Source organism: Bradyrhizobium sp. BRP23, assembly GCF_020194135.1.
GTDB lineage: Bacteria > Pseudomonadota > Alphaproteobacteria > Rhizobiales > Xanthobacteraceae > Bradyrhizobium > Bradyrhizobium yuanmingense.
This window is the reverse complement of sequence record NZ_JADYVW010000002.1, coordinates 666,225-688,482: the sequence shown is the minus strand read 5'-3', so window position 1 is coordinate 688,482 and position 22,258 is coordinate 666,225. Positions and strand designations below refer to the sequence as shown.

Genomic DNA, 22,258 nt, shown 5'->3' with positions numbered 1-22,258 from the left:
GCGGCAGGCCCCTCGCCCACCCCTTCGTCACCGCGGCCTCAGATGCCACCGCCGCAATGCCACGACGGCCCAGATCGCCTCGACCAGGCCGAACGGCCAGGCGCCTTGCAGGAAGCCATAGGCGGAACCGAGCGCGCAGGACGCCGCGAACAGCAGCACGAACCAGTGGCTGCGATCCTCCAGGGCATAGCAGACCAGCATCGCCGTCACGGCAAACAGGCCGAATAGTGTCAGTGCATCCATGGTTACCAGTTCACCCCGCAGCGCGACGCATGATATGCGCTAAAGCCATGCCGGCTCCTATCCTGCCTCTCATCGATGCTGCAACCCACTGGCCCGCGCGCGGCGCGCTGGTCGGCCTCGATTTGGGCACGAAGACCATCGGCGTTGCGGTATCCGACCCGGACCGGCGGCTGGCGACCGGCGTCGAGACGATCCAGCGCAAGCAGTTCAAGCAGGATGCCGCCAGGCTGCTGGCCATCGCCACCGAGCGCAAGGTGGTCGGCTTCGTGCTGGGCCTGCCCATCAACATGGACGGCAGCGAAGGCCCGCGCGCGCAATCGACCCGCGCCTTCGCGCGCAATCTGGCCGGATTGACCGCGCTGCCCATCGGTCTCTGGGACGAACGTCTTTCGACCGCGGCGGTCGAGCGCGAGCTGATCGGCATGGACGTCAGCCGCGCCAAGCGGGCCGAGGTGATCGACGAGCACGCCGCGATCTTCATCCTGCAAGGCGCACTCGATCGCCTTGCCAATCTACGCACGAGCCCGGGACCGGACTGATCCATGGCCGTCGTCATCGCGGCGCTACTGCCGGTCTTCATCCTGATCGTGCTCGGCATCGTGCTGAAGCGCAGCCTGATGCGCCTCGACACGCAATGGCACGGGTTGGAGCAGCTGACCTATTTCGTGTTGTTTCCGATGCTGCTGATCCAGACCCTGGTAAAAGCCGACCTCTCCAAGGTGCCGGTCGCCGGGGTCGGCGGCGCGCTGCTGCTGTCGGCACTGGCGATGTCGCTGTTGTGCCTCGCATTGCGCCCCGCCCTGTCGCGGCTCGGCATCGACGGCCCCGCCTTCACCTCGATCTTCCAGGGGGCGACGCGCTGGCAGACCTTCGTTGCGCTGTCGATCGCCGCCAATCTGTTCGGCGATGTCGGGCTGGCGCTCGCCTCCGTTGCGATGGTGGCGATCATCCCGCTCGTCAACGTGTTCAGCGTGTCGGTGCTCGCTCGTTACGCATCGCCGGAAAAGCAATCCGGCCGCGCCATCGTCATGACATTGGTGCGCAATCCCTTGATCTGGGCCTGCATTATCGGCCTCACTGTCAATGTCACCCACCTGCCGCTGCCAAGGCTTTGGCATGAGGTTGCAGACGCGCTCGGCAGTTCCTCCCTCGCCATCGGCCTGCTCGTCACAGGCGCGGGACTGCATCTCGAAGGGCTCTTCCGTCCAAGCCTCGGCGCAGCTGTCGGCGTCGTGTTCAAGCTCTTGCTGATGCCCGCGCTCGCGATGGGGCTCGGTCTCTGGTTCGGGCTTTCCGGCAACAGCCTGGCGATCGTGGCGATCTGTTCGGCTGTGCCGACATCGTCCAGCGCCTATGTCCTCGCCCGCCAGATGGGCGGCGACGCCCCGCTGCTGGCGCAGATCATCACGCTGCAGACGATCTTTGCAGCCATTACAATGCCGATCGCGATCGCGCTGGCGGCCTAGCACTCGTCAATTCGAGCGCACCTCTCTGACCTCGTCATTGCGAGGAGCTCTTGCGACGAAGCAATCCAGGCTGCCGCGGCGGAGAGATTATGGATTGCTTCGCTGCGCTCGCAATGACGAAGTTGCGGCCTAGCTCCCCAGCCACATCGTCAGCACCACCGCGGTGAGATTGTTCAGCGCATGCAGCACGATCGTGAGCCACAGCGAGCCGGAGCGGTAGCGCATGTAGCCGAACCACAGGCCGATGGCAAAAACTTCGGCGAGGAAGTACATGTCGTACTGCAGATGGACGATTGTCCACACCAGCGACGACATCAGGATCGCGCCGGGTGCGCGCAGGAAGCTCGCCGACCAGCCACGATAGAGGAAGCCTCGCGCCAGAACCTCTTCCGACATCGGCGCCGCCACCGCGAATGCGGCCAGCAGCAGCAGCGCGGCGCCCTTGTCGCGGCCCGTTTTCAACAGATCGGTCATGAAGCCCGGCGTCGCCTCGCGGCCGAGGGCGCGCGACATCGTCTCCCAGAGCAGCACGATCAGGATGAGGCCGACGGCGCCGAACAGCAGCTGCTTCCAGGACGGCCAATGCAGCGCGAGATAATCGATGAACGAAGCTTTCTTGATGCGAATGGCGAGCCAGACCGCGGCCAGTGTCGCCGGCAAGCCCATGATGACCGAGAGCGCTAGCGTCTGGGGCTCGCGGCCGACGACCTGCAGCGAAGCGAGGTCCATGGGTAGACCACGCTGCGCCGCCAGCAGAAGGACGGCGCCGATCTGCCCGACGAACATCGCAACGAAGATGAAGAGGCCCCACACCGCCGTGCCCCAGAACTTCCAGACACGCGGCGCCGCCGGCGTCGCGGTCAGCGGCGGATGATCGGGATTGAGGGAGTCCATCAGCAGGCTTTCGTTTTGGAGATTCACGGCAGCGCCCGATCCAGCAGCGCGCGCACGTCGGCGCTGTCGAGCTCGACCGCGCCGTACATGCTGGCATGGTTCGTCGCAAGGCGGGTCGCGGCAAACAATTCGGCCTGGCGCGGCGACACGCCATTGAGCGCGGCCGTCGCGGCCAGCAATGCCAGCTTCTCGACCGCAAGCCGCGCGACGCGCTCGCCGTCGGCGCGCCGAAACGTCTTGCCGATGAAGCTGGCCGCCTCGCCCGCCCCCGGCAGCCCCTTGGTCTCGGCCGCCAGCGCTTGCAGCACCGCCGTCGCCGCCTCGCCCTCGCGCGAGAGCGCGCGGATCACGTCGAGGCACATCACGTTGCCCGAGCCCTCCCAGATCGCGTTGACCGGCGACTCCCGATAATGGCGCGCCAGAATGCCGTCCTCGACATAACCGTTGCCGCCGAGGCACTCCATCGCCTCAAACAGGAACGGCGGCGCGCTCTTGCAGGTCCAGTATTTGATCGCGGGCGTGAGCAGCCGCATATAGGCCGCCTCCGCCGCATCGTGCGGCGTGCGGTCGAAGGCGCGGCAGAGCCGCATCACCAGCGCCGTGCTCGCCTCCACATGCAGCGCCATGTCCGACAGCACGGCCTGCATCAGGGGCTGATCGGCCAGATGCTTCTGGAACACGCTGCGATGCCGGGCATGGTGCAGCGCATGCGCAAGCCCCGAGCGCATCAGGCCGACGGAGGCGATCGCGCAATCCTGCCGCGTCAGCTGTACCATCTGGATGATGGTGCGGATGCCCTTGCCCTCCTCGCCGACCCTTTCGGCATAGGCGCCTGTGAATTCGACCTCGGACGAGGCATTGGAGCGGTTGCCGAGCTTGTCCTTCAGCCGCTGGAACTGGACGGCGTTGACCGATCCATCCGGCGCGAAGCGCGGCATGAAGAAACAGGTCAGCCCGCCGTCGGCCTGTGCCAGCACCAGGAACGCATCGCACATCGGCGCCGACATGAACCATTTGTGGCCGGTGATGCGATAGCCGTCCCCGTCGCGCACCGCACGCGTCATGTTGGCGCGCACGTCGGTGCCGCCCTGCTTCTCGGTCATGCCCATGCCGAGCGTCATGCCGCGTTTCTGCCACCACGGCGCAAAGCTCGGATCGTAGCTCTTGGTCGACAACACCGGCATCACGCGCGCGAGCAAGTCAGGCTGCATCGCCAGCGCACCGACGGAGGCGCGCGTCATCGTGATCGGGCAAAGGTGGCCGGTCTCGACTTGCGCAGCCATGTAGAACTTTGCGGCACGAATGACCTCAGTGGCATCGCCCGCAGGTTTTCCGTCCGCCATCCACGTCGAATTGTGCACGCCGGCATGCGCACTGTGCGCCATCAGCTCGTGATAGGCGGGATGAAACTCGACCTGGTCGCGGCGATTGCCTTTGGCATCGAAGCTGCGCAGCTTCGGCGTGTTCTCGTTCGCAAGGCGCCCGCGATCGGCCATTGCTGCCGAGCCCCAATGCCGGCCGAACTCCGACAGTTCCCGCTCCGCCGCTGCGCCGCCATTGGACCTGACCGCCTCGACCAGCGGCCGGTCCACGGCGAAAAGATCGACGTCCTCGAACGGCGGCGACTGGTTGAAGACCTCGTGGGTCGCAAATGTGGGCTGGGTCATTTTGCGTCCTCGGCGCGGAATCAGTTCCGTCGCGGCTGGATCGGGAAATCATAGGCCGCCCCGCCTGCCCCCGGCAGCGAAAAATGCCACCACTCCTTCGAATAGTTCACAAAGCCTTGCCTGGCCATCACAGCCACCAGCCGCTTGCGCCAGGCGCGCTGCTCCGGAGTGATCGATGGTGCCGCAGTGTGCCCCTTCGGGTCGGTACAGTCGTAGCCTGTGCCCATGTCGACGCTGCCCTCGGGCGCCCGCGCCTCGACCGGCGCCGTGCAATCCGCATAGGTCTTGGCTGGATCATATTTGGCAGAATTGTCCGCCCTGAGATCGACCAGCGTGAGATCGAGTGCCGCACCGGTCGAATGCTGCGAGCGGCTCGCAATGTAGCCGAGGCGGAACAGCTCGGTCTTCGGGATCTTCGGATTGTAGCGCCGCTCCGACGCCGTCTCGCGGCCGTTCTGCGACCACTTGACCATGTCGAGCGAGGCCCGCGCCGGCCGGTAGCAGTCGAACATCTTGAGCGAGAGATTTTGCGCCGCCAGCTCCTGCTGCACCGCTTTCAGCCGCAGCCCCACCTCGCGCTTCACCACGCATTCGCCTGCTTGGTAGCCGGCGAGCGGACGGCCGACGAAATTGTTCGACGTGGCGTAACGGATATCCTGGATGATGCTGGGATCGATATCGCGCAGATAGACGAAGTCACCGGGCAAGCTCTGCGCCCGCACGGGAACGAGAAACGATAGTGCGAGCAGCACGACAAGCGCGACGCGCGCCGCGGTTCCGGTCCTTGCGGTCATTGCACCGGATCCGAGTTGACCAGAAGTTTCGTGATCGCGGTGTCCGTATATTTGTTGCCGGCCCAGACATCGTCGATGATGAACTGCATCCAATGGGCCGACACCGGTGGCCGCAACATCAGCAATTGCGCCGACAGCTTGTCGTCGAGAACGAAGGTCTGCGACTCGCCGCCCGAGAACAGCACGCGGATCTGGCGGACCCTGTTGTTCTTGGCGAAGATGTCGCGGCTTTTTTGGTAGCCGTTCTGCACGTGGATCGACTTGACCCGCCGCACGGTTTCGAACTCGATGGTGATCCACTCGCCAACGCCGTTGCCGGATGCGCCCTCGACCCAGGCCGTCCCCGTCGAGGCGTCGAACAAATTCGCTGCGCCGTATGAATTGCCGAATTGCGGCTTCAGCATCGAGCTGACGCAATAGGTCTCGAAGCCGCTGCGGGCGCAGCTTTCGCCTGCCGCGGAGGGACGCGGCGGACGCATGGTGGCGCGCTCCGCGACCGCAGGCCTTGCCAGCGGCTTCACCAGCATGCCCGCCACTTTCGGCGCCCCGTTCGACGATTCCGCATTCCAGAGAAAGATGCGCCCGCCGACCGTCTGGTCGTAATAAGCGGGCGTCTGCTCGTGCGGTGCTGCTTGTCCTCCGGCATCCGTCGCCGTCAGCGCCAGCGCCGCCACGCGCTCGCGCACCTCGACCGCGAGGTCGCCGAGATGCAGCTCGGGCCGCTTGAGCTGCTCGACGAATATCCGCGTGAACACCGAATTGTGCGCCGTATCGTTGCTGCCGAGCTGGTCGAGCGCGGTCTGGCCGATGCCTGCGGAATAGAGCGTGAAGATCCCGCGCGCGGGCCGGGCGTCAGCAAGCCCCCGCGTGTTCCCGATCGAACGTCCCGCGGCGCGCGGAAACGGATTGTCACGGCAGGCATCGATGACGACGAAGGCGACCCGCACTGCCTTGGCCTGAAGCTCCGCGATCACGTCGGGCTCGCCGATCGAGGCCCCGCGCACCCGCGCCTCGGCGCCCTCGTTCACGGTGGGAACGTCGCTCGGCACGAGGTAGTTCACGCCTGCGATCGCAACGCCGTGTCCGGCATAGAAAACGGCGGCGGTATCGCCCGGCTCGAGCCGCGACGTGAAATCCGCAAGCCGGTCGATCATGCCCTGGCGGCCAAGATTGGTCCCGAGCACGATGTCGAACCCGAGCGACCTCAGCGCGTCGGCGACGGTCGTTGCGTCATTGGCGGCCTTCTTCAATTGCCGGTCGGCCGGCAGGTTCGGATAGAGATCGTTGCCGATCACGAGTGCGACGCGTTTTTCGGCCCAAGCCGGTGTCGCAAGGCCAGCCATGCACGCGGTCGCGAGCGCAGCAACATTGCGCGCCAGTCGATTAAAATACCGCGTGCCCGTCATGATCCAGCCCGTGACGCAACCAATGTTGCGAGTCTAGCGCAAAGCGGCTGCCCCGAACACCGGCTGGCGGCGCCGCCTCCGCCGCAAAGCGCCGTGGATAAGTCCGGCGGCGGGATTTGAAGCTTGCTCCCCCCGCCGTCCGCCCCTATAGCTCTGCTTTTAATGACATCGAAATCGACCTTCGTCCTCGGCCACCGGCATTTGCTGGGCATCGAGGGCCTTTCCGCGGCCGACATCAGCGGCCTCCTCGACCTGTCCGAAGAATATGTCGAGCTCAACCGCCAGGTTGACAAAAAGCGCACCGTCCTGCGCGGACGGACGCAGGTGAACCTGTTCTTCGAGGCCTCCACCCGGACCCAATCCTCGTTCGAGCTTGCGGGAAAACGGCTGGGCGCCGACGTCATGAACATGTCGGTCGCCTCCTCGTCCATCAAGAAGGGCGAGACACTGATCGACACCGCGATGACGCTCAATGCGATGCACCCGGACATCCTGGTGATGCGCCATCACGCCTCCGGCGCCGTGGAACTGCTGGCCCGCAAGGTCGACGGTTCCGTGATCAATGCCGGCGACGGCGCGCACGAGCATCCGACCCAGGCGCTGCTCGACGCGCTCACCATCCGCCGCAACAAGGGGCGGATCGAGGGGCTCGTGGTCGCGATCTGCGGCGACGTGATGCATTCGCGCGTCGCCCGCTCCAACATCATCCTGCTTAACACCATGGGCGCCCGCGTCCGCGTCGTCGGGCCCTCCACGCTGCTGCCGCCGGGCATCGAGCGCATGGGCGTCGAGGTCGCGCGCGACATGCGCGAGGGTCTCAACGGCGCCGACATCGTCATGATGCTGCGGCTGCAGCGCGAGCGCATGAACGGCTCCTTCGTGCCCTCGTCGAGCGAATACTTCCACTATTTCGGGCTCGACCAGAAGAAGCTCGCTTACGCCAAGCCGGACGCGCTCGTGATGCATCCCGGCCCCATGAACCGCGGCGTCGAAATCGACACGGCCGTCGCCGACGGTGCGCAATCCCTGATCCGCGAGCAGGTGGAGATGGGCGTCGCCGTGCGCATGGCGGTGCTGGAAGCGCTCGCCCGTAACCTGCCGAACGCGTGATGCCGATGCTGACCGATCGCCGCCCCATCCTGCTGGCCAATGCCCGCGTCGTCGATCCCTCCAGGGATTTCGACGGCGTCGGCGACGTCCTGATCGCGGACGGCAGCATCCGCGAGACCCGCCGCGGCATCGGCGCGGCCGGCGTCCCCGAGGGCACCGACATCGTCAATTGCTCCGGCAAGATCGTCGCACCCGGCCTGATCGACATGCGCGCCTTCGTCGGCGAACCCGGCTTCAGCCACCGCGAGACCTTTGCCACCGCGAGCCAGGCGGCCGCGACCGGCGGCATCACCACCATCATCTGCCAGCCCGACACCTCGCCGGTGATCGACAATTCGGCAACGGTCGACTTCGTGATGCGCCGCGCCCGCGACACCGCGATCGTCAACATCCAGCCGATGGCCGCCCTCACCAAGGGCATGCACGGCCAGGAGATGACCGAGTTCGGCCTGCTCAAAGCCGCTGGCGCCGTCGCCTTCAGCGATGGCGCCAGAAGCGTGACCAATGCGCAGGTGATGCGCCGCGCGCTGACCTATGCGCGCGATTTCGACGCGCTGATCGTGCATTACACCGAGGACCCCGATCTTGTCGGCGAAGGCGTGATGAATGAGGGCGAGTTTGCCTCGCGGCTCGGCCTGATGGGCATCCCGAATGCCGCCGAAGCCGTGATGCTGGAGCGCGATCTGCGCCTCGTCGCCCTCACCGGCGGCCGCTACCACGCGGCGTCGCTGACCTGCATCGATTCCCTCGACATCCTTCAGCGCGCGCGCGATGCCGGGCTCGCCGTCAGCGCCTCGGTCTCGATCAATCATCTGGCGCTGAACGAGAACGACATCGGTCCTTACCGTTCGTTCCTGAAGCTGTCGCCGCCGCTGCGCACCGAGGACGACCGCCGCGCCCTGGTGGCGGCGATCGGCTCCGGTCTGCTCGATGTCATCATGTCCGACCACAATCCGCAGGACGTCGAGGGCAAGCGCCTGCCGTTCGCGGAAGCCGCGCCCGGCGCCGTCGGGCTCGAGACCATGCTGCCGGCCGGCCTGCGGCTGGTGCACAATGGCGAGATCGAGCTGAAGACGCTGATCCGCGCCATGTCGACCCGCCCGGCCGAGCTACTCGGCCTGTCGGGCGGAACCCTGCGCGCCGGCAGCCCCGCGGATGTCATCGTGATCGACCCCGACGTGCCCTGGGTGGTCGATCCCGCCGACCTCAAGTCGCCTTGCAAGAACACCCCGTTCGACGAGGCCCGCTTTACAGGCCGGGTGGTGCGCACCATTGTCGGCGGACGAACGGTATATGAGCATGTCTGACGTGCGGCTTCGTTCGACGTGGAGAATGGGCCTTTGGAGATGCCGCCATGGCACTTGAACCGTTTCTGCCGGTGGCTTTCGTCATCGGCTATCTCCTCGGCTCGATTCCGTTCGGGCTGATCCTGACCAGGCTCGCAGGCACCCAGGATATCCGCTCGATCGGCTCCGGCAGCATCGGCGCCACCAACGTGCTGCGCACCGGACGCAAGAGCCTCGCCGCGGGAACCCTGCTGTTCGACGCGCTCAAGGGCACCGTGGCGGTGGTGATCGCCGGCTACATCGCAGGCCCCTACGCCGCAATGGTAGCCGGGCTCGGCGCTTTCCTCGGCCACCTCTTCCCGGTCTGGCTGAAGTTCAAAGGCGGCAAGGGCGTCGCGGTGTATATCGGCATCCTGCTGGGGCTGTTCTGGCCGGGCGCCGTCGTGTTCTGCCTGCTCTGGCTGGCGACCGCCTTCACCACCCGCTATTCCTCGCTCTCGGCGCTGGTGGCGGCGTTCATCACACCGATGTTCCTCTGGTGGTTCGGTCATCTCGCATTGTCGGCGCTCGCCGCCGTGCTGACCCTGCTGTTGTTCTACGCGCATCGCGAGAACATCAAGCGCCTGCAAGCGGGCAAGGAAAGCCGGATCGGCGAGAAGGCCTAGAGCATGATCCGGAAAAGTGCGTAGCGGTCTTCCGAAAAGATCATGCTCAAACAATAACCTAAAGCGTGATGACGATTCCTAATCGCATCGCGCTTTAGAGCGAATTGGATTCCGGTTCGCGTCGCGACAACGCCTCAAACAAGAATTTGAGGTCGGAAAAAGTACGGATACCGCCGCACCCCTTCCGCATTATATGCCAAATCCTGTTCGCAATTCTCCTGCGAGTCACGGCAGGCTGTAGCGAACTGGTTCCATGCCTGTCATCCTGATACGGGAAACGGCGTTAGGCGGTTGCTCAGAATGAGCGAGAAGATTGTCGGCGTGAATGACGGGATCGGCTCGCTCGGTGCTTCCGGCACTGCAGCAAGCCGGCTGCTCTCGGCGACCAATATCTGGTCCGACGCGCCGCTGCCCGCGCCCGCTGCACGGCCAGCGCCGCAGCCGGAGCCTGCAGTCAAGCCTGACGCTCCGCTCGATGTCGCCGTCGCCAAGGCTGCACCGGTCGCGCCCGCGCGGGCGCGTTCCGAGCAATGGCCGCCGCGAAAGCTTTCGCTGGCGCTGCAGGGCGGCGGCACCTTTGCGGCCTTCACCTGGGGCGTGCTGGAGCGCCTGCTCGAAGAGACCACCATCGAGATCGACACCGTCAGCGGCGCCAGCGCCGGCGCCATCAATGCGCTGCTCCTCGCTTGCGGCCTGGCCGAAGGCGGCCGTGAAGGCGCACGCTCCCGGCTGAACCGGTTCTGGGTCCGGCTGATGCACGAGGCCTCGTTCCGCTCACTGATGCTGATCGGCGGCTTTTCGCCGGCGGGAAGCTCGGTCGCGTTCGGCCCGACCCTGCGCTCCGGGCAGTTCGATCCGTTCGATCTCGATCCGCTGCGGCAGGCGGTCTCCCGCGACATCAATTTTTCCGTCCTGCGCCATGCGCGGTGCCCAAAACTGCTGATCGCGGCGACGCGGATCCGCGACGGGCAGCAGCAGATTTTCGGCAACGAGGCCATCACCGCCGACGTCGCGCTGGCCTCGACCTGCCCTCCGCTGGTCCATTGTGCGGTCGAGATCGATGGCGAGGCCTATTGGGACGGCGGCTTCGGCGGCAATCCGCCGCTGCTGCGCCTGGTGCAGGACACCGCGGCAACGGATCTGCTGCTGGTCCAGGTCACGCCGACGCGCGACAGCTATGTGCCGATCACGCTCGCCGCGATCGACCGCCGGCTCGACCAGATCGCGGCTAACGCCGCGCTCAATGCCGAGATCTCCGCGATCGAATGGGCGCAGTGGCACATGGCCTCTCCGCTGCGGCTCACCAGGATCGCGGCGGAAGACTCCGTTGACGGCCTGGCGCAGCGCTCATCCACCGATCTCGGCCGCGGCTTCATTCGCCTGCTGCACCGGAGCGGTCGCGAGGCCGCGGAGCGTTGGCTTGGACAACGTGCAAGAGCCGGCTCAGCGCCCGCTCAGGCCCGTGCTCCCTCCGAACCTGCGCTAGCGTGATTTCGCCAGCGCGTCCTCCAGGAACCAGGCAGAGGTCAGCGCGACAGGATCATTGCCGAAGCGCGCGATCACCTGCACGCCAACAGGCAGGCCGCCAACCTTCAGCACCGGCACATTGACGCAAGGATTGCCCATCAGCGTCCACAGCCGGTTGTAACGGGGCGAGCCGGTCGAGGCGAGCTCCTTGGCTGGCGCTATGCCCGGCGCCGAATAGGTCAGCAACACGTCGAACCCTTCGAACAGCTCGCCGAGCTCGCGGCGGCCGCGGCGGGCGATGCGGCGCGCATCGTCGTATTCCTTCGATGTCAGTCCGACCGTCTCATCGAGGCTGGCGCGCAGCAGCGGCGCGATCTCGTCGTGACGCTCGGAAAACTCCCAGGCCAGCGCGCGATGCGCCTCGAAGTTCTGGATGATGGGATGGATGCGCCAGGCTTCCTTGACCGCCTCGGGCAGATCGATGATCTGCACGCGGGCGCCGGCCTTCTCGGCCGCCTTGATCGCAGCCAGCAAACCCTCTTCTGCCGCCGGCTCCACGGCTTCGGCAAATTCCTGCCTGACCACGCCGATGCGCGGCGCCTTGGCTGGACCGATGCCGTCGAATTCAGTGCGGCCGGTAATCGCCAGCAATCCGCGCGCGAGATCTTCCGCGCGGCTACCGAACAGGCCGACCGTGTCGAGGGCCCACGAATAGCACTTCACGCCGATGGTCGGCAGCATCCGGAACGATGGTTTTATCGCGGCAGCGCCGCAATAGGCCGCCGGCCGGATCACCGAGCCTCCGGTCTGGGTGCCCAGCGCCAGCGGGATCATGCCGGCGCCGACGGCCGCCGCCGAACCCGCGGACGAGCCGCCGGGCGAATGCGCCGTATTGTGCGGATTGAGCGTCGGCGTCGGATCGCTCGAGGCGAACGCGGTCGTGGTGGTCTTGCCGATGATGGTGGCCCCGGCTCGCTTCAGCATCATCACGACCGGCGCATCGGCGCGCGGCTGCCAGCCGCGATAGATCTCCGAGCCCATCTCGGTCGGCATGTCAGCGGTGTCGATGATGTCCTTGATGCCGACGGCAATGCCGCGCAGCGGGCCCGAGGCTTGCGCTCTCGCGGATTTGTCGTGCCGGACGAAAGCCTGAACGTCCTTCTCCTTGGCTTCGATCGCCGCATGCGACTGGGCGATGGCGGCGTCGGGCGAAAGCTCCCCCGCTTCAATGCGGCGCTGGAGGTCGGCGAGTGAGATCATGACAACATCCTTCTTATTGGCATCGCTTTTAGCATCGCAGCAAGGTCGTGCAAGCGCACGTCCCTGTTGCGCAACGCCCTCTGGTTGTTCCATGCTGTCCCTGCAAGGAGACGCCGTGGACGCCATCAATTCAAGCGTGGAGCTGACCGAGGCTGAGCGGATCGACCGGCTGCGGCTGATCCGTTCCGACAATGTCGGGCCGCGCACCTTCCGCTCGCTGGTCGATCATTTCGGCAGCCCGCGCGCCGCGCTGGAGCGGCTGCCCGATCTCGCCCGCCGCGGCGGCGCGGCGCGATCGGCGCGCATCTGCAGCGCGGATGAAGCAAAGGCCGAGCTCGCCGCGAGCCGCAAGTTCGGCATCGCCTGGCGCGCGCCCGGCGAGGACGGCTATCCGGAGCGGCTGGCGATGATCGACGATGCGCCGCCGCTGCTCGCGGTGCGCGGCGACACCAAATCCCTGATGCGGCCGATGATCGCGATCGTCGGCTCACGCAACGCCTCCGGCGCCGGCCTCAAATTTGCCGGCCAGCTCGCGCGCGAGCTCGGCGAAGCCGGCTTCGTGGTCATCTCCGGGCTCGCCCGCGGCGTCGACCAGGCCGCGCATCGCACCAGCGTCGAGAGCGGCACGATCGCGGTGCTCGCCGGCGGCCACGACTGCATCTATCCGCCCGAGCATGGCGACCTGCTCGCCGCGATCCTCGACCACGCCGGCGCTGCGATCTCCGAAATGCCGCTCGGCCATGAGCCGCGCGCCCGCGACTTTCCCCGGCGCAACCGATTGATCTCGGGCGCTTCGCTCGGCGTCGTCGTGGTCGAGGCGGCGCACCGCTCGGGCTCGCTGATCACGGCACGCATGGCGGCCGAACAGGGCCGCGAAGTGTTCGCCGTCCCGGGCTCGCCGCTCGATCCGCGCGCCGCCGGCACCAACGACCTGATCAAGCAGGGCGCAACGCTCGTCACGGAAGCTGCCGACATCGTCAACGCGGTTCAGCCGATCATGGAGCGGCCGCTGATGCATCCCGTGGGCGAGCCCGACAGCGAGCGGTTCGAGAGCGATCCGCAAAGCCATGATCGCGACCAGATCACCGCCCTGCTCGGCCCGGCCCCTGTTACAATCGACGACCTCGTCCGGATGTCCGGCGCTTCGCCCGCGATCGTGCGCACCGTGCTGCTGGAGCTCGAGCTCGCCGGCAAGCTCGAACGCCACGGCGGCGGGATGGTGTCGCTGGTTTAGCCTCCCCAGGTGTCATTCCGGGGCGCGACGAAGTCGCGAGCCCGGAATCCATTCATCCACTTGATCTGTGGCCAAATGGATTCCGGGCTCCCTCGCTTCGCTCAGGCCCCGGAATGACGGGATGAACTATCGAGGCGCAACGCTAGCCGTCGTTACGCTGGTCGAACTTCGTGCGCGCGGCCTCGATCTGATCCAGATGGTCCTTCGCCCATTTGCCGAGCGCCTCGACGGGGCGCGACAGGCCGCGGCCGAGATCGGTCAGCTCATAGTCCACCCGCGGCGGGATGGTCGGAAAGATCGTGCGCGTAACGAGGCCGTCGCGCTCGAGGCCGCGCAGCGTCAGGGTCAACATCCGCTGCGAGATGCCGTTGATCATGCGCTTGAGCTCGTTGAAGCGCTTTGGCCCGTCGCTCAGCATCATGATGACGAACACGCTCCATTTGTCGCCGACGCGGGACAGCACGGAGGCGACCCCACGGCAGTCCGCATGGTTGGGATCCGGCATGGGCCTGGTATCCAGTCTCGGATTTGGCCGCGGCGGTGCGGGCAACTCGGTGTGCGCAGGTTTCAATGATGTGCCCATGGCTCAAAAAAGTGCGTTCTTGCGGGGATTTCGATAGTCACACATGTAGCGCTGGTTACAAACTTATACCAGGGTGACCCCACATGAAACTCCTCCATGTCGACTCCAGCGTGCTCGGCCCCCACTCCGTCAGCCGGCAGGTTTCCGCCGCCATCGTCGACCGGCTCCGGCAGGCGACGCCCTCGCTTCAAGTCGTCTACCGCGACCTGACCCAGACACCGCTAGCCCACCTCTCCGGCTCGCACCTCGCCGCCGCGCAAGGCGCCGCCACGCCGGCGGAGCTTGGGCCCGACCTTGCCGCAAGCGCCGCGGCGCTGGAGGAGTTCCTGGCCGCCGACATCGTCGTGATCGGCGCGCCCATGTACAATTTCACTATTCCGAGCCAGCTCAAGGCCTGGATCGACCGCATCCTGGTGGCGGGAAAAACTTTCAAGTACGGCGCGGCCGGGCCGGAGGGGCTCGCCGGCGGCAAGCGGGTGATCGTGGCCATCTCGCGCGGCGGCCACTACGGCGCAGAGACGCCTTACGCAGCCGGCGAGCATCTCGAAACCTACCTGCGCTGGGTGTTCGGCTTCATGGGTATCACCAGCGTCGAATTCATCCCGGCCGACGGTATCCAACTCGGGCCGGAGCACCGCGAGAAGGCGATCGCTGGTGCGCTCCAATCGGCAACAAGCCTGAGCGCAGCCTAGCCGTGGCTAACACTTCGGGCGCAACGCGAATGTTGCGCCCGAGCAGGTTCGCTTGATTTGATCAGCCGCGATAGATCGGCGCGCCGCTCGGCGAGGCCACCGCGCCGCCATCGACGAAAATCTCCTGGCCCTGCACATGCGCGGAATCGTCGGAGGCGAGGAACAGCACCGTCTTCGCCACGTGATCCGTTTCACCGATGCGGCCGAGCGGCGTCGACAGTGCGATCCGCTTCTCGAACGCCTTCTCGGCTTCCGGCGTCGCGGTCGCAGGCCCCCAGATCGGGGTGCGGATCGCACCCGGCGCGACCACGTTGACGCGGATGCCGCGCGGCGACAGTTCTGAAGCCATGATCCGCGCCATCGCCCGCACGCCGGCCTTCGCCGCGCCATAGGCCGAGTAGCCGGGAATGCCGAGCACCGAGATTACCGAGCCGTTGAGGATGATCGAGGCGTTGTCGTTGAGATGGGGCAGCGCGGATTGAACGGTGAAGAACACGCCGGTCAGATTGGTGCTGATCACCTTTTCGAATATCTCTGGTGTCGCCGATCCCAGCGGTGTGCCGCCGGCGATGCCGGCATTGGCGAACACGATGTCGAACCTGCCGAATTTCTCCGCGCCCTGCTTGATTGCAGCTTCCGTCGCCGCGATGTCCGTCGCGTCGGCTGGCAGCGCGAGCGCGTTCGGCCCGAGCTCCTTGGCGGCCGCCGCCAGCGTCTCCTTGTTGCGCCCGGTGATCACCACCTTGGCGCCTTCGGCCACGAACAGTTTTGCCGTTGCCAGCCCGATGCCGCTATTGCCGCCGGTGATCAGCGCCGTCTTGTCCTTCAGTCTCACGCTCGCCTCCAGTAGTTGCATGATGAAACTAAGTTGCCATCTAGGCTATTTGGTTTTATGATGCAACCACACAAGCGCGTGATCGGCGCTGGCGGCGTGTGAATGCGAAAGGACGAACGATGGTGAAACGGACGAGCTTCGAGGGTGATGCCTGCCCGATCGCGCGGTCGCTGGAGGCGCTCGGCGACTGGTGGTCGCTCTTGATCATCCGCGAGGCGCTGTTCGGCGTCCGCCGCTTCGGCGAGTTTCAGAACAAGCTCGGCATGGCCAAGAACATTCTGGCGGCGCGGCTGCGATCGCTGCTCGACCACGGCATTCTCGAAACCGCCCCCGCCTCCGACGGCAGTGCCTATCAGGAATATGTGCTGACGCCGAAGGGCCGCGGCACTTTCCCGATCCTGGTCGCGCTGCGGCAGTGGAGCGAGGAGTTCGACGACCGTCCCGAGGAGATTGCGACGATGCTGGTCGATCGCGAGAAGGGCCGTCCGGTGAAGAAGCTGGAAATGCGTGCCGATGATGGGCGGCTGCTCAGCCCGGCCGACACCACGCTAAAGCCGCGGCCGGCACCGCGACGCAAGTCGGCGTGAAAGTCCCAAGTGGTACCCCACCGCCATCACGACAGCTTGCGCTTGGTCCGTAGCCGCAGGTGCTCGTCGGCCTCGAGCTTGGTCATGCCCAAGAGATAATGCAGCACGTCCAGCTTGTGGCGCTCGGCCAGCTTGCGTAAGGCCCCCGTCTGCTCGGCGATGAAGGCCACGGCCTCGTCCGCACCGCCCTCCCCCGGTTCCTCGTGACGCGTGCCCCCCGGCGCGCCGGATCCGGCGCGCGCCCGTTTCTTTCCTGGCCTGGTCACCAGAACCCCACCCGAATCCATGCCCCGACAGGACATTACGCCCACATCAACCGCAACTCCAAGGTGGTATTCTGCAACTTTTTCGATATGAAACTTTTCCCATTGCGGCGCCTTTCAACACCCCACGATTTGACAGGGGGCCGCTCACCACCCATGTTCGGGTCGAAACGGCCGACCCGAGTCCTTTCGTTTTCGGCCCAAGATTTTCCCGTAAGCCACTGGAACTAAATGAATATCGTCATTGTGGAGTCGCCGGCGAAAGCCAAGACGATCAACAAATATCTGGGCTCGTCCTATGAGGTTCTGGCCTCGTTCGGCCATGTCCGCGATCTCCCGGCGAAGAACGGTTCCGTCGATCCCGACGCCAATTTCAAGATGATCTGGGAGGTCGACCCCAAGGCGGCCGGCCGGCTCAACGATATCGCGAAGTCGCTGAAGGGCGCCGACCGCCTGATTCTCGCCACCGACCCCGATCGCGAGGGCGAGGCCATCTCCTGGCACGTGCTCGAGGTGATGAAGGAGAAGCGCGCGCTGAAGGATCAGAAGATCGAGCGCGTGGTGTTCAACGCCATCACCAAGCAGGCCGTCTCGGAAGCGATGAAGCATCCGCGCGAGATCGACGGCGCCCTGGTCGACGCCTACATGGCGCGCCGCGCACTCGACTATCTGGTCGGCTTCACCCTCTCCCCCGTGCTGTGGCGCAAGCTGCCGGGCGCCCGCTCGGCCGGCCGCGTGCAGTCGGTGGCGCTGCGCCTCGTCTGCGACCGCGAGCTCGAGATCGAGAAGTTCGTAGCCCGCGAATATTGGTCGCTGATCGCGACCCTGCTCACCCCGCGGGGCGATGCCTTCGAGGCCCGCCTCGTCGGCGCCGACGGCAAGAAGATCCAGCGCCTCGACATCGGCACCGGCGCGGAAGCCGAAGACTTCAAGAAGGCGCTGGAACTGGCGACTTACGCGGTCACCGCGGTCGACGCCAAGCCGGCCCGTCGCAATCCGCAGGCGCCCTTCACCACCTCGACGCTGCAGCAGGAAGCCAGCCGCAAATACGGCTTTGCGCCGGCGCATACGATGCGCATCGCCCAGCGTCTTTATGAGGGCATCGACATCGGTGGCGAGACCACCGGACTCATTACTTATATGCGTACCGACGGCGTACAGATCGCCCCCGAGGCGATCACCCAGGCGCGCAAGGTGATCGGCGAGGATTACGGCAACGCCTACGTGCCGGATAGCCCGCGCCAGTACCAGGCCAAGGCCAAGAACGCCCAGGAAGCGCACGAAGCGATCCGCCCGACCGACCTCTCGCGCCGCCCCGACAGCATGAGCCGCAAGCTCGATGCCGATCAGGCCAAGCTGTATGAGCTGATCTGGAAGCGCACCATCGCGAGCCAGATGGAATCCGCCGAGCTCGAGCGGACCACCGTCGACATCACGGCGAAGGCAGGCTCCCGCACATTGGAGCTGCGCGCCACCGGCCAGGTCGTCAAGTTCGACGGCTTCCTCGCGCTCTACCAGGAAGGCCGCGACGACGAGGAGGACGAGGATTCCCGCCGCCTGCCCGCGATGAGCCAGGGCGAGGCCGTGAAGCGACAGAGCCTGTCCGTCACCCAGCATTTCACCGAGCCGCCGCCGCGCTTCTCGGAAGCATCGCTCGTGAAGCGCATGGAAGAGCTCGGCATCGGCCGGCCCTCGACCTATGCCTCGATCCTCCAGGTCCTGAAGGACCGCGGCTACGTCAAGCTGGAGAAGAAGCGTTTGCACGGCGAGGACAAGGGCCGCGTCGTGGTCGCCTTCCTCGAAAGCTTTTTTGCCCGCTATGTCGAGTACGACTTTACGGCGAGCCTCGAAGAACAGCTCGACCGCATCTCCAACAACGAGATCTCCTGGCAGCAGGTTCTGAAGGACTTTTGGACCGGCTTCATCGGCGCCGTCGACGACATCAAGGAGCTGCGCGTCGCCCAGGTGCTCGACGTGCTCGATGACATGCTGGGCCAGCACATCTATCCGCCCCGCGCCGATGGCGGCGATATCAGGCAGTGCCCGAACTGCGGCACCGGCCGGCTGAACCTCAAGGCCGGCAAGTTCGGCGCCTTCGTCGGCTGCTCGAACTATCCGGAATGCCGCTACACCCGTCAGCTCGCCGCCGATGGCGAGGCGACTGCTGACCGTTCGCTCGGCCAGGATCCCGACACGGGTCGCGATGTCTGGGTCAAGGCCGGCCGCTTCGGCCCCTATATCCAGCTCGGCGAGCAGAAGGATTATGAGGAAGGCGAGAAGCCCAAGCGCGCCGGCATTCCGAAGGGCACCTCGCCCAGCGACGTCGATCTCGAGCTTGCGCTGAAGCTGCTGTCGCTGCCGCGCGAGATCGGCAAGCATCCGGAGACCGGCCAGCCGATCACCGCGGGCCTCGGCCGCTTCGGACCGTTCGTGAAGCACGAGAAGACCTATGCGAGCTTAGAGGCCGGCGACGAGGTGTTCGACATCGGCCTCAATCGTGCGGTGACGCTGATCGCGGAGAAGGTTGCCAAGGGCCCGAGCCGCCGCTTCGGCGCCGATCCCGGCAAGGCGCTGGGCGATCATCCGACGCTTGGCACCGTCACCGTGAAGAGCGGCCGTTACGGCGCCTATGTCACCGCGGGCGGCGTCAACGCGACCATCCCGGCCGAGTTCGAGAAGGACACCATCACGCTGCCGCAGGCGATCGCGCTGATCGACGAGCGCGCCGCCAAGGGTGGCGGCAAGGGCGGCGGCAAGGCCAAGAAGGCGGCTAAGCCGGCCAAGGCCAAGAAAGCGTCAGAGAAGGCTGCGGACGGCGAGGACGCCGCACCGAAGCCGAAGAAGCCGGCTGCGAAGAAAGCCGCGGCCAAATCCAAATCCGAATCCACCAGCAAGGCGCGCGCCGCCGTGCCGTCGACCGCAAAGACGTCGCCGACCAAGGCAGCCGCCACCAAGGCTCCGGCCAAGAAGAGTGCCGGCAAGACCTGAGATCAAGAATTAGAGGTTAAGTGAAACCAAAGAAAGACCGTGGCTTTCCCGACAGGCAAGCCATCGTCGCCTTCATCAAGGCAAATCCAGGAAAGGTCGGGACTCGCGACATCGCGCGCGAGTTCGGCCTGAAGAACGCCGATCGCGCCGAGCTCAGGCGCATGCTGCGCGAGCTCGCCGACGACGGCACCATCAAGAAGAAGCGCCATAAGGTCTCCGAGCCGGACGCGCTGCCGCCGACGCTGCTCGCCGACATCACCGGCCGCGACTCCGATGGCGAATTGATCGCCTCCCCCGCCGAATGGGACGAGGTCGAGAACGGCGAGCCGCCAAAGATCCTCATCGAGATGCCGCGCCGGCCGAGGCCCGGCACCGCCGCCGGCGTCGGCGACCGCGCGCTGCTGCGCGTCGAGCGCAGCGATGACGATGAAGGTCCCGCCTATCGCGGCCGCATCATCAAGGTCATCGACAAGGCCAAGAGCCGCATCCTCGGCGTCTTCCGCAGCCTGCCGGAGGGCGGCGGACGGCTCGTCCCCGTCGACAAGAAGTTCGCCGACCGCGAGCTGAACATCGCGAGGACCGATACGGGCGGCGCTGAGGATGGCGACCTCGTCAGCGTCGACATCGTCCGCACCCGCGGCTTTGGCCTCGCCTCCGGCCGGGTGAAAGAGAAGCTCGGCTCGGTCAAGTCGGAAAAGGCGATCAGCCTGATCGCGATCTACGCCCACGACATCCCCTTGCAATTCTCCTCCGCCGCCGAGCGCGAGGCGGAAGCGGCAGAGCCCGCCAATCTGAAAGGCCGCGAGGACTGGCGCGACGTCCCGCTCGTCACCATCGATCCGCCCGACGCCAAGGATCACGACGACGCGGTGCATGCCGAGCCCGATCCGGATCCCAACAACAAGGGCGGCTTCATCGTCAACGTCGCCATCGCCGATGTCAGCTTCTACGTGCGGCCGGGCACGGCGCTCGACCGCGACGCGCTCGACCGCGGCAACTCGGTCTATTTCCCGGACCGCGTCGTGCCGATGCTGCCCGAGCGCATCTCCAACAATCTCTGCTCGCTGGTGCCCGGCGAGCCGCGCGGCGCGCTGGCGGTGCGCATGGTGCTCGGCCCCGACGGCCGCAAGCGCTCGCACAGTTTTCATCGCATCCTGATGCGGTCGGCCGCCAAGCTCGCTTACGCGCAGGCGCAGGCCGCGATCGACGGCCGGCCTGATGACACCACCGGCCCCCTGCTCGATCCGATCCTGAGGCCGCTCCATGCCGCCTATGCCTGCGCCAAGCGCGCGCGTGACGAGCGTGATCCGCTCAATCTCGATCTGCCCGAGCGCAAGATCCTCCTGAAGAGCGACGGCACCGTGGATCGCGTCGTGGTCCCCGAGCGTCTCGATGCGCACAAGCTGATCGAGGAGTTCATGATCCTCGCCAACGTCGCCGCAGCGGAGACATTGGAGAAGAAATCGCTGCCGCTGATCTACCGCGTGCACGACGAGCCGACCTTGGAGAAGGTTCACGCGCTCGCGGAATTCCTGGAGACACTGGACGTTCCCTTCGCCAAGTCCGGCGCGCTGCGCCCCACCACGTTCAACCGCGTGCTGGCCCAGCTCGAAGGCCACGACTATTACCCGCTGGTGAGCGAGGTCGTGCTGCGCGCGCAGGCGCAGGCCGAATATTCCTCAGAGAATTACGGTCACTTCGGCCTGAACCTGCGCCGCTATGCGCATTTCACCTCGCCGATCCGCCGCTATGCCGACCTCGTCGTGCACCGCGCGCTGGTGCGTGCGCTTGGCCTTGGCGAAGGCGCCCTGCCCGACAGCGAGACGCCGGAAAGCTTGAGCGAAGTCGCCGCGCATATCTCGCTGACCGAGCGGCGCGCCATGAAGGCGGAGCGCGAGACCGTCGACCGCCTGATCGCCCATCACCTCGCCGACCGCATCGGCGCCAGCTTCCAGGGCCGCGTCTCCGGCGTCACCCGCGCCGGCCTGTTCGTGAAGCTCAGCGAGACCGGCGCTGACGGGCTGATCCCGATCCGATCCCTCGGCACGGAATATTTCAACTATGACGAAAGCCGCCATGCCCTCGTCGGCACGCGCAGCGGCACCATGTACCAGCTCGGCGACGTCGTCGACGTCCGTCTGATCGAGGCCGCTCCCATCGCGGGCGCGCTGCGTTTCGAGCTGCTGTCGTTCGAGACCGACAGCGGCCCGCGCCAGCGCAGGCCGCTCCGTCCGCAGCGCAAATCGTCCAAGCCGCAGCCCGGACGCAGCCCGGAGCGAAAACGCAAGCCGGAGAAGAAAAAGTCCGGCAAGGGAAGGAAGGCCAAAGGAAAGAACAAGGGTAAGGGCAAGAAGGGCAAGGCATGGTGACGATGAGCACGGCACCAAAGATCTGGACGCGCGAGAACGGTCTCGTCGAGAAGCGCGACGTCTGGTCAGCAATGAAGCGCGGCTTCCGCGGCCGCTGCCCGCGCTGCGGCGAAGGCAAGCTGTTCCGCGCCTTCCTGAAGACCGCCGACCATTGCGCCAAATGCGGCCTCGACTTCACCCCGCATCGCGCCGACGATCTGCCTGCCTATCTCGTCATCGTCATCGTCGGCCACATCGTGGTGCCGGCCATCCTCTGGATCGAGACCAATTATTCGACGCCGGTCTGGCTCAGCTTCGCAGCCTATCTGCCCTTCACCTTCGTCGCCTCGCTCGCGCTGCTGCAGCCCGTGAAGGGAGCTGTGGTCGGCTTGCAATGGGCTCTGCGCATGCACGGGTTTGACGACAACCCTCCCGATGGTATTCCGCCTGTGTAAACACGTAAAAGAACA

At 66.0% G+C, this 22,258-nt stretch carries 21 protein-coding genes; 12 read left to right on the top strand and 9 right to left on the bottom strand.

All coding sequences use genetic code 11. The annotated features are described in order from the left end of the window. Window positions 1-27: 27 nt before the first annotated feature. Window positions 28-243 (bottom strand): hypothetical protein, encoded by a 216-nt coding sequence (locus I6F24_RS07675; RefSeq protein ID WP_225113861.1) that lies wholly within the window; start codon window positions 241-243, stop codon window positions 28-30. Between the two features lie 47 nt (window positions 244-290). Between I6F24_RS07675 and ruvX the strand changes: the two genes are divergently transcribed. Together ruvX and I6F24_RS07665 are read left to right on the top strand one after the other, a co-directional pair. Continuing rightward, complete coding sequence (gene ruvX, locus I6F24_RS07670) at window positions 291-782, top strand: Holliday junction resolvase RuvX (RefSeq protein ID WP_036025537.1); 492 nt, start codon at window positions 291-293, stop codon at window positions 780-782. Window positions 783-785: 3 nt separating this feature from the next. Beyond that, window positions 786-1,709 (top strand): AEC family transporter, encoded by a 924-nt coding sequence (locus I6F24_RS07665; RefSeq protein WP_225152456.1) that lies wholly within the window; start codon window positions 786-788, stop codon window positions 1,707-1,709. 129 nt (window positions 1,710-1,838) lie between these two features. On the opposite strand, the gene I6F24_RS07660 is transcribed toward I6F24_RS07665, so the two are convergent. The 4 genes from I6F24_RS07660 to I6F24_RS07645 are packed head-to-tail and all read right to left on the bottom strand — an operon-like array spanning window position 1,839 to window position 6,407. Further along, window positions 1,839-2,603, bottom strand: a complete 765-nt coding sequence (locus tag I6F24_RS07660) for a type II CAAX endopeptidase family protein (RefSeq protein ID WP_225113878.1) — start codon at window positions 2,601-2,603, stop codon at window positions 1,839-1,841. 23 nt (window positions 2,604-2,626) lie between these two features. Next, on the bottom strand, window positions 2,627-4,270 hold the full coding sequence (locus tag I6F24_RS07655) for an acyl-CoA dehydrogenase family protein (protein ID WP_036025540.1): 1,644 nt from the start codon (window positions 4,268-4,270) through the stop codon (window positions 2,627-2,629). 20 nt (window positions 4,271-4,290) lie between these two features. Further along, window positions 4,291-5,064 carry a M15 family metallopeptidase gene (locus I6F24_RS07650; protein WP_036025543.1) on the bottom strand — a complete coding sequence of 258 codons (774 nt, stop codon included), beginning with the start codon at window positions 5,062-5,064 and terminating at the stop codon, window positions 4,291-4,293. Beyond that, complete coding sequence (locus I6F24_RS07645; protein ID WP_225152454.1) at window positions 5,061-6,407, bottom strand: caspase family protein; 1,347 nt, start codon at window positions 6,405-6,407, stop codon at window positions 5,061-5,063. The genes I6F24_RS07650 and I6F24_RS07645 overlap by 4 nt, the downstream gene beginning before the upstream one ends. Window positions 6,408-6,632: 225 nt before the next feature. Here I6F24_RS07645 and I6F24_RS07640 point away from each other — a divergent pair, with 225 nt between their 5' ends. From I6F24_RS07640 to I6F24_RS07625, 4 genes are all read left to right on the top strand, one after another. Further along, window positions 6,633-7,580: an aspartate carbamoyltransferase catalytic subunit gene (locus tag I6F24_RS07640; protein ID WP_036015092.1), complete on the top strand. Its 948-nt coding sequence runs from the start codon at window positions 6,633-6,635 to the stop codon at window positions 7,578-7,580. 5 nt (window positions 7,581-7,585) lie between these two features. Beyond that, entirely contained in the window at window positions 7,586-8,887 is a 1,302-nt protein-coding gene (locus I6F24_RS07635) for a dihydroorotase (RefSeq protein WP_036015131.1), read from the top strand. A gap of 47 nt (window positions 8,888-8,934) precedes the next feature. Then, complete coding sequence (gene plsY / locus I6F24_RS07630) at window positions 8,935-9,531, top strand: glycerol-3-phosphate 1-O-acyltransferase PlsY (protein ID WP_036015094.1); 597 nt, start codon at window positions 8,935-8,937, stop codon at window positions 9,529-9,531. Window positions 9,532-9,831: 300 nt separating this feature from the next. Then, window positions 9,832-11,022: a patatin-like phospholipase family protein gene (locus tag I6F24_RS07625; protein ID WP_225152452.1), complete on the top strand. Its 1,191-nt coding sequence runs from the start codon at window positions 9,832-9,834 to the stop codon at window positions 11,020-11,022. Here I6F24_RS07625 and I6F24_RS07620 read toward each other — a convergent pair. Next, window positions 11,014-12,258 carry an amidase gene (locus I6F24_RS07620; RefSeq protein ID WP_036025548.1) on the bottom strand — a complete coding sequence of 415 codons (1,245 nt, stop codon included), beginning with the start codon at window positions 12,256-12,258 and terminating at the stop codon, window positions 11,014-11,016. The genes I6F24_RS07625 and I6F24_RS07620 overlap by 9 nt on opposite strands. 91 nt (window positions 12,259-12,349) lie before the next feature. Between I6F24_RS07620 and dprA the strand changes: the two genes are divergently transcribed. Then, window positions 12,350-13,492, top strand: coding sequence for a DNA-processing protein DprA (gene dprA / locus I6F24_RS07615; RefSeq protein ID WP_109143508.1), 1,143 nt, complete (start codon window positions 12,350-12,352; stop codon window positions 13,490-13,492). Window positions 13,493-13,634: 142 nt separating this feature from the next. Here the strand turns inward: dprA and I6F24_RS07610 are convergent, their stop codons facing one another. Continuing rightward, a complete protein-coding gene (locus tag I6F24_RS07610) occupies window positions 13,635-14,075 on the bottom strand; it encodes a helix-turn-helix domain-containing protein (protein WP_225125087.1) in 441 nt (146 codons plus the stop codon). 83 nt (window positions 14,076-14,158) lie between these two features. Here I6F24_RS07610 and I6F24_RS07605 point away from each other — a divergent pair, with 83 nt between their 5' ends. Further along, window positions 14,159-14,767, top strand: coding sequence for an NAD(P)H-dependent oxidoreductase (locus I6F24_RS07605; protein ID WP_109143506.1), 609 nt, complete (start codon window positions 14,159-14,161; stop codon window positions 14,765-14,767). A 61-nt stretch (window positions 14,768-14,828) separates the two neighbouring features. On the opposite strand, the gene I6F24_RS07600 is transcribed toward I6F24_RS07605, so the two are convergent. After that, window positions 14,829-15,602: an SDR family oxidoreductase gene (locus tag I6F24_RS07600; protein ID WP_225144634.1), complete on the bottom strand. Its 774-nt coding sequence runs from the start codon at window positions 15,600-15,602 to the stop codon at window positions 14,829-14,831. A gap of 119 nt (window positions 15,603-15,721) precedes the next feature. On the opposite strand from I6F24_RS07600, the gene I6F24_RS07595 reads away from it, so the two are divergent. Next, entirely contained in the window at window positions 15,722-16,189 is a 468-nt protein-coding gene (locus tag I6F24_RS07595; RefSeq protein ID WP_225152450.1) for a helix-turn-helix domain-containing protein, read from the top strand. A 26-nt stretch (window positions 16,190-16,215) separates the two neighbouring features. Here the strand turns inward: I6F24_RS07595 and I6F24_RS07590 are convergent, their stop codons facing one another. Continuing rightward, on the bottom strand, window positions 16,216-16,455 hold the full coding sequence (locus I6F24_RS07590; RefSeq protein WP_036039304.1) for a hypothetical protein: 240 nt from the start codon (window positions 16,453-16,455) through the stop codon (window positions 16,216-16,218). A 228-nt stretch (window positions 16,456-16,683) separates the two neighbouring features. Between I6F24_RS07590 and topA the strand changes: the two genes are divergently transcribed. From topA to I6F24_RS07575, 3 genes are read left to right on the top strand one after another with little or no spacing between them, the layout of a single operon-like run. Beyond that, a complete protein-coding gene (gene topA / locus I6F24_RS07585) occupies window positions 16,684-19,440 on the top strand; it encodes a type I DNA topoisomerase (RefSeq protein ID WP_225148407.1) in 2,757 nt (918 codons plus the stop codon). A 20-nt stretch (window positions 19,441-19,460) separates the two neighbouring features. Next, on the top strand, window positions 19,461-21,809 hold the full coding sequence (gene rnr, locus I6F24_RS07580; RefSeq protein WP_225152448.1) for a ribonuclease R: 2,349 nt from the start codon (window positions 19,461-19,463) through the stop codon (window positions 21,807-21,809). Beyond that, window positions 21,803-22,243, top strand: a complete 441-nt coding sequence (locus I6F24_RS07575) for a DUF983 domain-containing protein (protein WP_036015117.1) — start codon at window positions 21,803-21,805, stop codon at window positions 22,241-22,243. The genes rnr and I6F24_RS07575 overlap by 7 nt, the downstream gene beginning before the upstream one ends. Window positions 22,244-22,258 lie beyond the last annotated feature (15 nt).

Bases quoted from the DNA above. Each gene is read 5' to 3' on its own strand.
- I6F24_RS07675 (WP_225113861.1), bottom strand. From the start codon at position 243: ATGGATGCACTGACACTATTCGGCCTGTTTGCCGTGACGGCGATGCTG.
- ruvX (WP_036025537.1), top strand. From the start codon at position 291: ATGCCGGCTCCTATCCTGCCTCTCATCGATGCTGCAACCCACTGGCCC.
- I6F24_RS07665 (WP_225152456.1), top strand. From the start codon at position 786: ATGGCCGTCGTCATCGCGGCGCTACTGCCGGTCTTCATCCTGATCGTG.
- I6F24_RS07660 (WP_225113878.1), bottom strand. From the start codon at position 2,603: ATGGACTCCCTCAATCCCGATCATCCGCCGCTGACCGCGACGCCGGCG.
- I6F24_RS07655 (WP_036025540.1), bottom strand. From the start codon at position 4,270: ATGACCCAGCCCACATTTGCGACCCACGAGGTCTTCAACCAGTCGCCG.
- I6F24_RS07650 (WP_036025543.1), bottom strand. From the start codon at position 5,064: ATGACCGCAAGGACCGGAACCGCGGCGCGCGTCGCGCTTGTCGTGCTG.
- I6F24_RS07645 (WP_225152454.1), bottom strand. From the start codon at position 6,407: ATGGCTGGCCTTGCGACACCGGCTTGGGCCGAAAAACGCGTCGCACTC.
- I6F24_RS07640 (WP_036015092.1), top strand. From the start codon at position 6,633: ATGACATCGAAATCGACCTTCGTCCTCGGCCACCGGCATTTGCTGGGC.
- I6F24_RS07635 (WP_036015131.1), top strand. From the start codon at position 7,586: ATGCTGACCGATCGCCGCCCCATCCTGCTGGCCAATGCCCGCGTCGTC.
- plsY (WP_036015094.1), top strand. From the start codon at position 8,935: ATGGCACTTGAACCGTTTCTGCCGGTGGCTTTCGTCATCGGCTATCTC.
- I6F24_RS07625 (WP_225152452.1), top strand. From the start codon at position 9,832: ATGAGCGAGAAGATTGTCGGCGTGAATGACGGGATCGGCTCGCTCGGT.
- I6F24_RS07620 (WP_036025548.1), bottom strand. From the start codon at position 12,258: ATGATCTCACTCGCCGACCTCCAGCGCCGCATTGAAGCGGGGGAGCTT.
- dprA (WP_109143508.1), top strand. From the start codon at position 12,350: ATGCTGTCCCTGCAAGGAGACGCCGTGGACGCCATCAATTCAAGCGTG.
- I6F24_RS07610 (WP_225125087.1), bottom strand. From the start codon at position 14,075: ATGGGCACATCATTGAAACCTGCGCACACCGAGTTGCCCGCACCGCCG.
- I6F24_RS07605 (WP_109143506.1), top strand. From the start codon at position 14,159: ATGAAACTCCTCCATGTCGACTCCAGCGTGCTCGGCCCCCACTCCGTC.
- I6F24_RS07595 (WP_225152450.1), top strand. From the start codon at position 15,722: ATGGTGAAACGGACGAGCTTCGAGGGTGATGCCTGCCCGATCGCGCGG.
- topA (WP_225148407.1), top strand. From the start codon at position 16,684: ATGAATATCGTCATTGTGGAGTCGCCGGCGAAAGCCAAGACGATCAAC.
- I6F24_RS07575 (WP_036015117.1), top strand. From the start codon at position 21,803: ATGGTGACGATGAGCACGGCACCAAAGATCTGGACGCGCGAGAACGGT.